The organism is Mesorhizobium wenxiniae, from assembly GCF_002284535.1.
GTDB classification, from domain to species: Bacteria; Pseudomonadota; Alphaproteobacteria; order Rhizobiales; family Rhizobiaceae; genus Mesorhizobium; species Mesorhizobium wenxiniae.
Genome location: NZ_NPKH01000001.1, coordinates 192,425 through 204,559, shown reverse-complemented (window position 1 = coordinate 204,559; position 12,135 = coordinate 192,425). Strand labels below are relative to the sequence as shown.

Below are 12,135 nucleotides of genomic sequence, written 5' to 3'. Positions count from 1 at the left end.
GCCGGTCCCGTCAGACTTCCGGATTTCGAGAATCTCGAAGGGCGCTTCCTTCGTGCCACTCATGCCGGGGGAGCCCATCGGCATGCCGGGCAGCGTCATGCCCTTTGATGTCGGGCCGCTCGGTCAAGAGCTTGTTGACCGTGCCGACCGGCACATGGCCGCTCACCACATAGCCGTCGATGAACGAGAGAAGGCAGCCATCGGCTTCCGGCGGAATGCCCTCTTCGCGGCTCATGGCGAAAAGGTCGTGCGTCGGCCTTGACGGTGACAGCGAAGCCGTTTCCTGCAAATAGCCGGCATAACCTTCGCAGCAGCCGCATTGCGGGTTCTTGTAGAGCGTGACGTCCTTTCGCCGGCGAACGCCGGAGCGGCGCCTGACAGGATCGAGGCGAGGACAAGAGCTATCAGGGTATTGGACATTTTTGCTTCTCCTTCGGCTTGTGGACTGGTCAGGCGACCGGCCGCCTGGTGTTCGAGAACGTGGCAGTGGAACATCCAATTGCCGGGATTGTCGGCGACGAAGGCGATCTCGACCTTCTCGCGCGGCGAAACCAGCGCCGTGTCCTGCCATTCGCGACGTGGGGTGGGCTGGCCGTTGCGGGAAATCACCCGGAAGGAATGGCCGTGCAGATGGATCGGATCATGCCACGCGGTTGCGTTGGTCGTGGCGATGACGTGGCTCTTATTCCGCAAGAGCGTCAGCCCCGGCTTCATGTCGTGATTGGCCTCGTCGGCGGCGACGCCGTTGATGAACCAGGCGGTGCCGGAATTCATCGTCCTGCATCATGCGCCCGGACCCATGCTTTCACCCATGTCCTGCGCCACCATCTCGCCCATCATGCCGCCGGTGAAGACGACTTCGTTGCGGGACGCTGTATCGAGGTCCGGCTCCGGCAGCGGAATGGTCGGCAGGGTCAGCGGCCAATCAGGCACACGTGCCCTAAGCGGAGTGTCGGAATAAACAAGATCGACGAGCTCATATTCCAGCCCCTCGTAGAACTGGTCGAAGATCGAAAGCCGGCTGCCCGGCTTGCCCGTCATGTCGAGGATCAGATCGGTGCGCATTGCGGGACCCAGCACCACCCGCCTCCGGCGCGTGTGGCGTCACCGGCTGGCCGTCGAGCGCGATGACGGCCGGCCTGAAAACCCGTGAAGTCGGGACTGAAGATGCGTGCATTGGCGGCGTTGATCAGCCGCAGCCGGATGCGCTCGCCCTTTCTGACCGCAAAGGTATCCGGCACGCGGCCATTGATGGTAACCGTGTTGCCGACGCGGCCATTGTGGTGAATGTCGTGCCGGTTGCCGAAATCCTCGCTGATTGCGCCAGATTTCGTCAGCCCTCAGTCACCGAGCATCCAGGTCACCTCGCGATCGGCCCGCACCGCCTTCGGTTCCTCGATGATCAGCGGACCATAAAGTCCGCGCCCGACCTGTTCGAAGCTCCGCTGGTGCGGGTGATACCAGCAGATGCCGACGTCGACGGCGTCGAACTCGTAGACGAAGCGCTCGCCCGCTCCAATCGGCTTCTGCGTGAGGTGAGGCACGCCATCCATGGCATGTGGCACACGCACGCGATGCCAGTGCACGGTCGTTTTCTCGGCAAGGCCGTTCTCTACCTCGACCCGCACGCGCTCGCCCTGACGGACCCGGATTTCCGGGCCTGGAACGGGCCTTCGGCGCGCAATCGAGCCCGGTTCACCCGGCCCAATGGCGTCCACTTTGGGGGCGCATGCACTGCAGACCCGCTGGACCTGATCCGGGAGAGAATGGGCGCGGCGATTGGAATAGCTATGAAAGCGTATCGGACCGTGGAACTGCGCGCGCAGACTTTCGGAGGAAGGCTCGCTTTTAAGCGTTATCGTGCAACTCTGACCGTTCTTCGCCTTGGCGGGTGCCGCGGAAGAATCCCGGGTTCTGCGAGCGCTCCGAGAACACCTGCGGTCGATCCTGTACCACAATCTCGCGAAGCTCGATGCTCTCTACAAACGATGTCTTGGATTCTCACGCCCTTATTTCAGCACTTCGCTCGCTTGCCCGACTCGGCCGCGGTCAGCCTTCACCGCCAATTTTATTGGCGCAGCGACGTTCCTATCGGGTCAGGCGAAGCTTCTTGAACCTGCCGCTCTCTCGTTGCCCTGGCACGATTAATCGTCCTCTCAGTCTCGTCATTGGCGGAGTCGCTCCTGAGGCGCGCGCCGGCGAGTTCGAGGAGCGCGTGGCTATCTCCTCGGTCCAGCCGGATTCCGCTGCGCGCTCAGCCAATTCCTGGAAGGCCGATTCCAAGGCGAGCTGGCATTGAAGGCCGCGGTCCGGATGGTCGACTGGGCAGCTTGGTTCCACGATCGCAATGCTTGATCGCTTCATTGCAGGCCATGGGCTCTCGCCCTCTCCTTTTGCCACACGAGGCGCCAGCTCACGTGTTGTTGTTGGCGTGCGCCCCGGCAACCGCTTTCACCAGCCGCTCCAGCGATCCCGCGCGCTCCAGCTCCGCAAAGAATGATGCGGCGTGACGCTACCCAGCCGGTGCTTCTCGGCCAATTTGCACACATAGGGATAGTCGACCATGAAATCGGATCGAGGCGAGGCGTTGGACGTTTCAGTCTTGGTCTGAATGCCGCCGCCCACGAGCCGATCGGCCTTCTCGATGATTTGGCGCACCCTCGTTGTCGACAAGCCATGTTCCTGAGCCAGGTCGGCTAAATCCCAGCAGGCGCGCAGTTTTCCAGCATCATTCCGTTTGTTCATCCGCTTGTCCGCGCCCCCTGCAAATCCTACCGGGCCAAATCGGTGCTTGGAAGACCCACTCATGTCATGGCCTCGGGAAAGTACCAGGCCGACGGTCATGTGAATACGAAAGATGCTGGCGATCACCATGATCGTTGGTGACCGCTGACCTCCCGAATGTCGGCTTCGACGGCACACCGGGAGCTCTCGGCAATGTTGAATAATTCCGTTTGAAGATGGTTGACTTCGTCGTCGAGGCTCGATCCATCAGGATCGGTATCGACGATTCTATATTTGAGAAACCCAAATTCGTTTGACTCGCGCAATTCGCTGTACGGCGTATCATCGCAAGCGCGGGATTGCGACATCCTGCGAAGTGCCCGCGTTGCTGGAATCGATTTTGCGGAAGTAAAAAGGCCCCGGCGCTGGGTCGGCGCGCAGGGCCTTCAGGCATGTACGAGCTACCAGCATGTCCAGTTATGATCGTGCGCTATCATAATGAACAAACGGTGAATGATCGCTATCCGAGGTGCAGGGCGGGCGAGATGGTGGGGGCGGTGGGGGACCTGTACCGCTGCAGCGGGGCCACGAGCAGCGACTCGAGCCATGCGCCACGCTGCAGGACCTCGATTTCGGGCCAAGCCTCGAGCCCGCAACTCGCCTTGCTTCTCGGAAATCATAAGGCTTTGTGGGGCGGTTAAGCAGCGCGATATGGCCGCGGCGATACGAAGTTTTCATCTTTACCCTGTTCAGACGGTCAGGCTGCCTTCGCCGCCGGCTTGGCTGCCTTGACACGGGTTATACTGCGGCGACCGTCGACGCCGATCGGAACGTCACCGTCAACCGTAGCGCGACGCACAACCCGGTGCTGGTCGCCATAGTCGTTGACCGCATAATGCTGGGTAGCACGGTTGTCCCAGATAGCGACGTCGCTTACTTGCCAGCGCCACCGCACGGTATTTTCCGGGGCAGTGACGTAGGACTGGAACACCTCGTAGAGTTTGGCGGAATCGCTCTTGGAAAGGCCGACGAGGCGCTGCACGAAATTGCCGAGCAGCAGCGACTTCTCCCCGGTTTCGGGATGGACGCGCACGACCGGATGCTCGGTCTCGTAGATCGTCGATGTGAAGACTTCCTCGAAGTGCCTCTTCTCTTCGGCTGTGGCGCGCGGGCGCACGGCTGCGTAGTCGTAGGCATTGCTATGAATAGCCCACAGATTGTCCGCCAATATTTTGAGCGGCGCCGGCAGATTCTCGTACGCGGCGTGCGTGTTGGACCAGATCGTGTCGCCCCCCGCCGCCGGAATGACGACGCCACGTAGGACCGAGAATTTCGGATAGGCATCGACGAAAGTCACATCGGTATGCCACTGGTCTGCCCTGCCACCGCCACGGCCGGAATCGAGATTGAGGATTGAGGCCGTGCCGGCTGCCGGCCCCTGCGTGGGATGAGGTACAAGGTTACCCAGACGCCGCGCGAACAATTCCTGCTCCGCATCGTCGAGGTGCTCCTGGCCGCGGAAGAAGATCACCTTGTGTTTTAGAAGAAGCTGGTTGATGGCTGCTATCGCTGCGTCCGAAAGGTCTCCGCCAAGGCGAACGCCTCTGATTTCAGCTCCGACACGGCTGGTCAGCGGTACAACGTCGGAGTCAAGAATGGTCCGGTTGACAAGGACTGGATTGCTCATGGGTTCTCCTGTTTGATCTTGAAAGGGATAGCAAGTCACATCCGGCCAGCGGATGTCCGCGCTGCGTTGAAAAGTCTCATCGCTAGTCGACAGAGCTATCGAACAGGATAATTGACGTAAACTATAGAAAGAATGTTCTAATTTAAACTGGCTCGACGAAAGAGCAGTCTCCGTTGCTCCGGTCTCGGTGTTGAGTTCTCTAAGGCTGCGCCACACCTTGGTCCCCACGCCGGCATATGATCTCATTGTGCAGCCCCGTGCTCGCACGCCCCGTAGTGGCGAAACTAATTGCAAGCTGCTGCAACACGTCCCCCTGGCGGCCTGCACCGAAACGACGACAGGGGTGCATCTGATTAGCCGTGAACCCAGGTCTCAAAAACCATCCGGCGTGACGAGCGGACGCACCGCACGTGTGACACCCGCCTTGTGGGGCAGGGTTGCCTTTCTCAATCCCGGCGTTGGTCGACGTCCCAATGAGCAGCAAGCTATTATCGGCCGCCGAATCTTGGTGGCTTCGTCGAGAGCCTCAATCAACCAAGCGGCGAAAGCCTCGCTAGAGTCTCGCCCGCCTGTCGCTATGAAGCAGTTGCAGGCAGCGCTGCTTCAGGCGCATGAACTCGCCCGATGCAATGATTTCCGTTGCCCTGGGTCTTTCGAAGGGCACTGTTTCGATTCCCTTCTTCTTCGGCGCGCGGCTTGATGCCGACATACGGTTTCTTGACCTGCCGCCTGAACGGCTGCCGAAGCGGGTGCCCCGCCAGCGACCCCGACAATCCACTGTTCCGCAACTGCTGAAGAGCCGACTGCGCTCGCATCCCGATGCTGCGCAACGGCACTATGCCGACATTCTGGAGACCGCAGCCGCATGAGCCTCGAGATGTTCCGCCGACCGTCGACAAAGGCGTCCTCTCGCCTGCGTCCGCCATTTGCGTCAGTGCTCGATCTGATTGGGGAGACGCCGGTCGTCGAACTGAAGAGCTTCGATACCGGCAGGTGTCGTCTCTTCGTCAAGCTCGAAAGCCAGAATCCCGGCGGATCGATCAAGGATCGCATTGCGTTGTCGATGATCGTTAATGCCGAACAGCGTGGCCAGCTCGCGCGGGCGGTACAATCATCGAAGCGACCGCTGGCAACACAGGGCTCGGCCTGGCCTTCTGGCGGCACGAAGCGCGTGATCGCGTGTCCAAAAGCTGACAGCGTCAGACAAATGTCAGGTTCATTACAACCAACATCTGGGCACTGTCGAGGTTTTTCGAAGCAATGGGCGCTAACTGCGCGCTGAGCGCGTTGGCATGGCTTTTGAGACTGAGTGACTGTGACTGCACTCAATGGGGCAAGACGAGCGATCCGCTCCTCCCTGAACCCGTGTGCCGTCTCTGAGAGGAAACCAGCTCGTGCAGAAACCTTTGGAAATAGCTTTGGACCGCAACGTGGTATTGCAGATGGAGTCCCCGGCTCCTTCGATTAAAGTCGAGAACTGGCTGCGTGGCGAGCCCCTCACCAGCTTTGAGCCCGGCAAAGTGTGCATAGTCGAATTTTGGGCAACTTGGTGCGGCCCATGTGTGGACGGGATGCCCCATCTGATCCAGCTGCAGGAGAAATACAAGGACAACGGCGTTGAGATCGTCGGAGTCGCGGCTTCTGAAGACGCTCCAACGGCCGACGAGGCCCGAAGCACGTTGGACGCTTGGTTGACCGAAAAATTCCCGAATCTGAACTATCGGATCGCATTCGACTCCACAGGCGAAATGGACAAGCTTTGGATGGAGCCCAGCTTTTCTTACGGGGTCCCGACCTCGTTCGTGGTCGACCGAGACGGCCACATCGCCTTTATCGGTCATCCGACGCAACTCGATGAGGTTTTGCCGAAGGTGCTTAACGGCAGCTGGCGCACCAGCGATCAGGCAAAATCCGCCGATACGGAGCGGATTGCGGAAGGCGAAACCATAGCGCGCGAACAAGCGCTGACCAAGCCCATATACGACAAACTTCGGCCGGCAATGGAGGCCGAGGATTGGAAGACGGCGCTCTCGGCGATTGAAGAAGGCATCGCCTTGATACCGGACAAACTCAACTTCCGCGTGAGTCATGTCGATCTGTTGCTTCACAGAATGCGCGACATGCAGGCCGGCTTGCCCGTAATGCGCCAATTCGTTCGCGACGCGATCGACAGAAAGTCCGAGGGATGGATGTATTGGGCGCTATACCAACTCTTCGCGCCGGGCTTTGATTATTCCGGCTTTCCGTCTGCTGAGCGCTTCGCGATGGGCGAAGAGCTGTCCAAACACATCGTGGCACTGCCGCAAGACGGCGGCTCTAAGTTCCTGTCTTATCCGGTGGTCGCTCAGTACTATCATGAGAGCGGCAACAAAGATCGCGCCATCGAGTTGCTCGAGCAGACACTGAAAGCGCTGGAGGGTCCGGAGCCTGTCTCGGACGACCTGAAACAGCACCTTCTACCCGAGTTGCTGCAGGCTCTGGCCAACTACAAGGGTGAGAAGGTTTGTTACGGCGCTCTCTGTGTGGCTCCGCAAGAGGATTTTCCCAAAAGGTGAAGGGGGGCGGCCAAGGAGGAAACCAAAGAGGGGCGATAGTCGAATGGCTTACTGGCCAATTCGTCCATTTCCCTGACGTGGTTGTACAAATAGGCCGGCCCAGGCGTCCAGCCCAGCCTCGCCGTTATCCGCAAACACGTGATCGAGCAAGGAGAAGACGTGCCTGATCAACTCACCAATACTGCCGCTAAGGGTCTCCCGGACCCGTCAAAGATGGCACTGGAGTAAGGCTGGCAACATGAAGCTCGGCGCTGCCCACCGATCCACCTGCGCCCACAGGCGGGGAAGACGGGGGACGCAGCCGACCGCCTGTCTCTGCGCCAGGCAAGAACGGAGGACAGGACGATGACGGACATGACGCCATCTGCGAGGAAGGCCGCGCAGACGAAAGCGGCAGCCGTCAAAAATCCGTCCCTGACCAATATTTGGCGAACCAGCACCGGGTTCGCCGCCCACGGCCTCTACGATCCGCGCAACGAGCACGATGCCTGCGGCGTCGGCTTCATCGTCAATATGAAGGGCGTGAAGTCGCATCAAATCGTCACGGACGGCCTGGCGGTGCTCGAAAATCTGACGCATCGCGGCGCCGTCGGCGCCGACCCGCTGATGGGCGACGGCGCGGGCGTGCTGGTGCAGCTTCCCGACCGCTTCTTCCGCGAGGAGATGGCCAGCCAGGGCGTCAAACTGCCCAAGCCCGGCCATTACGCCGTCGGCCATGTGTTCATGCCGCGCGATCCTGAGCTTCAGGCGCATATCGAAGGCATCATCGCCGAGGTCGCGCAGCTCGAAGGCCAGCCGCTGCTCGGCTTTCGCGACGTGCCGGTCGACAATTCATCGCTGTCAAAGGCGCCTGATATCGCTGCTTCAGAACCGGTCCAGCGGCAGGTGTTTTTGGGTCGTGGCGCCGAGATCGAGAGCGACGACGATTACGAACGGCGGCTCTACATCCTGCGCAAGGTCATTTCCGGTCGTATCCACGAAGAGACCAAGGGCGTCGACAATGGCTTCTACGTCGTGTCGATGTCATCGCGGACCATCGTCTACAAGGGCATGTTCCTGGCCTATCAGGTCGGCGCCTATTACAAGGATCTGACCGATCCGCGTTTCGAGACGGCGCTGATCCTCGTCCACCAGCGTTTCTCGACCAACACCTTCCCGTCGTGGAAGCTGGCGCATCCCTATCGCATGGTCGCCCACAATGGCGAGATCAACACGCTGCGCGGCAACGTCAACTGGATGGCGGCGCGGCAGGCCTCGGTCGATTCCGAACTGTTCGGCAACGACATCTCCAAGCTGTGGCCGATCTCCTATGAGGGGCAGTCGGACACCGCCTGTTTCGACAATGCGCTCGAATTCCTGACGCAGGGCGGCTACTCGCTCGCTCACGCAATGATGATGCTGATCCCTGAGGCCTGGGCCGGCAACAAGCTGATGGATCAAGATCGCAAGGCCTTTTATGAATACCACGCCGCCCTGATGGAGCCGTGGGACGGGCCGGCGGCGGTGGCCTTCACCGACGGCCGCCAGATCGGCGCCACGCTCGACCGCAACGGGCTGCGCCCGGCGCGCTACATCGTCACCGACGACGATCGCGTCATCATGGCCTCGGAAGCCGGCGTGCTGCCGGTGCCGGAGGAAAGGATCGTCAAGAAGTGGCGGCTGCAGCCCGGCCGCATGCTGCTGATCGACCTGGAGAAGGGTCGCATCGTTTCCGACGAGGAGATCAAGTCGGAGATCGCGACCAGGCATCCCTACAAGAGCTGGCTCGCCAACACCCAGCTCATCCTCGAAGACCTGAAGCCGGTCGAGCCGCGGGCGCTGCGCAGGGACGTCAGCCTGCTCGATCGCCAGCAGGCGTTCGGCTTTACCCAGGAAGACACCAAGCTGTTGATGTCGCCGATGGCGACCACCGGCCAGGAAGCGGTCGGCTCGATGGGCACCGACACGCCGATTTCGGCGATGTCGGACAGATCGAAGCTGCTCTACACCTATTTCAAGCAGAACTTCGCCCAGGTCACCAACCCGCCGATCGACCCGATCCGCGAGGAACTGGTGATGAGCCTGGTGTCGTTCATCGGGCCGAGGCCTAACATCTTCGACCTCGTCGGCAATTCGCGTCGCAAGCGGCTCGAAGTGCGCCAGCCGATCCTGACCAATGGCGATCTTGAGAAGATCCGCTCCATCGGTCACACCGAGGACCGTTTCGACACCAAGACGATCGACATCACCTATGCTTCGAACGAAGGCGCGGCCGGCATGCAGGGCGCCATCGACCGGCTGTGTGAGCGCGCCGAGGCGGCGGTCGCCGGCGGCTACAACATCATCATCCTGTCCGACCGTCAGCTCGGGCCGGACCGCATCGCCATCCCGGCATTGCTGGCGACGGCGGCGGTCCACCATCATTTGATCCGCAAGGGATTGCGCACGTCGGTGGGGCTGGTCGTCGAGTCCGGCGAACCGCGCGAGGTGCATCATTTCTGCTGCCTTGCGGGCTATGGCGCCGAGGCGATCAATCCCTATCTCGCCTTCGACACGCTGCTCGACATGCACAAGCGCGGCGAGCTGCCGGCCGAAGTCGACGCCAATGAGGTCGTCTCCCGCTACATCAAGTCGATCGGCAAGGGCATTCTCAAGGTGATGTCGAAGATGGGCATCTCGACCTACCAGTCCTATTGCGGCGCGCAGATCTTCGACGCCATCGGGCTGAAGACCGACTTCGTGCAAAAATATTTCACCGGCACCGCGACGCTGATCGAAGGCGTCGGGCTGGAAGAGATCGCGGCCGAAACGGTCAGCCGCCACGCCGACGGCTTCGGCAACGACCCGGTGCTGCGCAACAGCCTCGAGGTCGGCGGCGAATATATGTTCCGCATGCGCGGCGAAGCGCATATCTGGTCGCCCGATGCGGTGGCCACCCTGCAGCACGCCGTGCGCCAGGGATCGTGGCAGACGTTCAAGGACTATTCCGCTCAGATCGACAGCGAGACGGCGCGGGCGCAGAGCATTCGCGGTCTGTTCAAGATCAGACTGGCCGAAGAAACCGGACGCAAGAAGGTCGCGCTCGACGAGGTCATGTCGGCGGCCGATATCGTCAAACGGTTCTCGACCGGAGCGATGTCCTTCGGCTCGATCTCCAGGGAAGCGCACACCACGCTGGCGCGCGCCATGAACGCCATCGGCGGCAAGTCTAACACCGGCGAGGGCGGCGAAGAGGCCGACCGTTACCTGCCGCTGCCGGACGGCGGCAAGAACCCCGAGCGTTCGGCGATCAAGCAGGTCGCTTCCGGGCGTTTCGGCGTGACGGCGGAGTATCTGGTGAACTCCGATGTGATGCAGATCAAGGTGGCGCAAGGGGCGAAGCCCGGCGAGGGCGGTCAGTTGCCCGGTCACAAGGTCGATGCCACCATTGCCAAGGTCAGGCATTCGACGCCCGGTGTCGGCCTGATCTCGCCGCCGCCGCATCACGACATCTACTCGATCGAGGATCTGGCGCAGCTCATCTACGACCTCAAGAACGTCAATCCGGCGGCTGATGTCTCGGTCAAGCTGGTCTCCGAAGTCGGTGTCGGCACGGTTGCGGCCGGCGTCGCCAAGGCGCGCGCCGATCACATCACCATTTCCGGCTATGACGGCGGCACCGGCGCATCGCCGCTGACCTCGCTCAAGCACGCCGGCAGCCCGTGGGAAATGGGCCTTGCCGAGACGCGCCAGACGCTGGTGCTCAACGGCCTCAGGTCGCGCGTCGCGCTGCAGGTCGATGGCGGCCTGCGCACCGGGCGCGACGTTGTCATCGGCGCGCTGCTTGGCGCCGACGAATTCGGCTTCTCGACCGCGCCGCTGATCGCGGCCGGCTGCATCATGATGCGCAAGTGCCATCTCAACACCTGCCCGGTCGGCGTCGCGACGCAGGATCCGGTGTTGCGCAAGCGCTTCAAGGGCACGCCGGAACACGTCATCAACTTCTTCTTCTATGTGGCGGAAGAGGTCCGGGCGCTGCTCGCCGAGATGGGCTACACCCATCTCGACCAGATCATCGGCGACACCGAACTCCTGGAGAAGCGGGCGCTGATCCAGCACTGGAAGGCGCGCGGGCTCGATTTCAGCAAGATGTTCTTCAAGCCGGATGCCCCGCATGAGGCGGTGCACTGGACCGAGCGGCAGAAGCATCCGATCGACGACGTGCTCGACCGCAAGCTGATCGAGTTGGCCAAGCCGGCGCTCGAAGCCAGGCAGCCGGTCAGCATCGAGCTGCCGATCCGCAATGTCGACCGTTCGACCGGCGCCATGCTGTCGGGCGAAGTGGCAAAGCGCTTCAGGCACAAGGGCCTGCGCGAGGACACGATCTCGGTCAAGCTCACCGGCACCGCCGGCCAGTCCTTCGGCGCCTTCCTAGCGCGTGGGGTTTCGTTCGAGCTGGTCGGTGCCGCCAACGACTACGTCGGCAAGGGCCTGTCGGGCGGACGCATCGTCATTCGCCCGCCTGAGAACACGAAGATCGTCGCCGCGGAGTCGATCATCGTCGGCAACACGGTGCTCTACGGCGCGACCGAGGGCGAGGCCTATTTCTGCGGCGTCGCCGGCGAGCGTTTTGCGGTTCGCAATTCGGGCGTCGCCGCCGTCGTCGAAGGCGTTGGCGACCATGGCTGCGAGTACATGACCGGCGGCATTGTCGTCGTCATCGGCCAGACCGGCCGCAACTTCGCCGCCGGCATGTCGGGCGGCGTCGCCTATGTGCTCGACGAGGTGGGTGATTTCGCCGAGCGCTGCAACATGGCGATGGTCGAACTGGAACCCGTTCCCGAAGAAGACGACCTGATGGAGAAACTGCTCCATCATGGCGGCGACCTCGATCACAAAGGCCGCGTCGACGTGTCCGGCGACATGACCAGCCATGATGAGGAGCGGCTCTATCAGCTGATCTCGAACCACGTCCATTACACGGGTTCGGTGCGCGGCCGCGAGATCCTCGACAACTGGGCGACTTTCCGGCCGAAATTCCGGAAGATCATGCCGGTCGAATACCGCCGCGCGCTGATCGAAATGGAACGCATGCGCATGGGCGTTGCGGCGGAATAGGCTTTGGGATTTGCCGGGAAGCAAAGCTTCCCGGTCGATGCCTTCATCAACAATCCTGGCCTCGGACTGAAGGTTGCCATGGCTGCCTTATGA

The 12,135-nt window shown here is 61.5% G+C and carries 10 protein-coding genes and 1 pseudogene; 5 read left to right on the top strand and 6 right to left on the bottom strand.

The genetic code is table 11. The features are described 5' to 3' along the window. Positions 1-10: 10 nt before the first annotated feature. The 4 genes from CIT31_RS34785 to CIT31_RS34770 form a co-directional block, all read right to left on the bottom strand. Positions 11-235: a DUF411 domain-containing protein gene (locus CIT31_RS34785; RefSeq protein ID WP_236372580.1), complete on the bottom strand. Its 225-nt coding sequence runs from the start codon at positions 233-235 to the stop codon at positions 11-13. Beyond that, the gene (locus CIT31_RS34780; RefSeq protein ID WP_236473613.1) at positions 232-774 is read right to left on the bottom strand and encodes a multicopper oxidase domain-containing protein; all 543 of its coding nucleotides are present in this window, start codon (positions 772-774) and stop codon (positions 232-234) included. Before CIT31_RS34780 ends, CIT31_RS34785 begins: the two co-directional genes overlap by 4 nt. Before the next feature lie 9 nt (positions 775-783). Further along, positions 784-1,080, bottom strand: a complete 297-nt coding sequence (locus CIT31_RS34775; RefSeq protein ID WP_236473614.1) for a hypothetical protein — start codon at positions 1,078-1,080, stop codon at positions 784-786. 260 nt (positions 1,081-1,340) lie between these two features. Next, positions 1,341-1,628 (bottom strand): multicopper oxidase domain-containing protein, encoded by a 288-nt coding sequence (locus CIT31_RS34770; RefSeq protein WP_236473615.1) that lies wholly within the window; start codon positions 1,626-1,628, stop codon positions 1,341-1,343. Between the two features lie 482 nt (positions 1,629-2,110). Here CIT31_RS34770 and CIT31_RS34040 point away from each other — a divergent pair, with 482 nt between their 5' ends. Continuing rightward, positions 2,111-2,299 carry a hypothetical protein gene (locus CIT31_RS34040; protein WP_158302651.1) on the top strand — a complete coding sequence of 63 codons (189 nt, stop codon included), beginning with the start codon at positions 2,111-2,113 and terminating at the stop codon, positions 2,297-2,299. A 152-nt stretch (positions 2,300-2,451) separates the two neighbouring features. Here CIT31_RS34040 and CIT31_RS00905 read toward each other — a convergent pair whose 3' ends face one another. Then, a complete protein-coding gene (locus tag CIT31_RS00905; protein WP_133116100.1) occupies positions 2,452-2,874 on the bottom strand; it encodes a hypothetical protein in 423 nt (140 codons plus the stop codon). 607 nt (positions 2,875-3,481) lie between these two features. Next, the gene (locus tag CIT31_RS00895) at positions 3,482-4,411 is read right to left on the bottom strand and encodes a TauD/TfdA dioxygenase family protein (RefSeq protein WP_091600626.1); all 930 of its coding nucleotides are present in this window, start codon (positions 4,409-4,411) and stop codon (positions 3,482-3,484) included. Between the two features lie 611 nt (positions 4,412-5,022). Between CIT31_RS00895 and CIT31_RS00890 the strand changes: the two genes are divergently transcribed. From CIT31_RS00890 to gltB, 4 genes and pseudogenes are all read left to right on the top strand, one after another. Continuing rightward, complete coding sequence (locus tag CIT31_RS00890; protein WP_091600625.1) at positions 5,023-5,280, top strand: hypothetical protein; 258 nt, start codon at positions 5,023-5,025, stop codon at positions 5,278-5,280. 8 nt (positions 5,281-5,288) lie between these two features. Beyond that, a pseudogene (locus CIT31_RS00885) lies at positions 5,289-5,563 on the top strand (pyridoxal-phosphate dependent enzyme); the annotation flags it as partial. A gap of 290 nt (positions 5,564-5,853) precedes the next feature. Then, entirely contained in the window at positions 5,854-6,966 is a 1,113-nt protein-coding gene (locus CIT31_RS00880) for a TlpA disulfide reductase family protein (RefSeq protein ID WP_095517106.1), read from the top strand. Between the two features lie 345 nt (positions 6,967-7,311). After that, entirely contained in the window at positions 7,312-12,042 is a 4,731-nt protein-coding gene (gene gltB / locus CIT31_RS00875) for a glutamate synthase large subunit (RefSeq protein ID WP_095517105.1), read from the top strand. Positions 12,043-12,135: the final 93 nt, after the last annotated feature.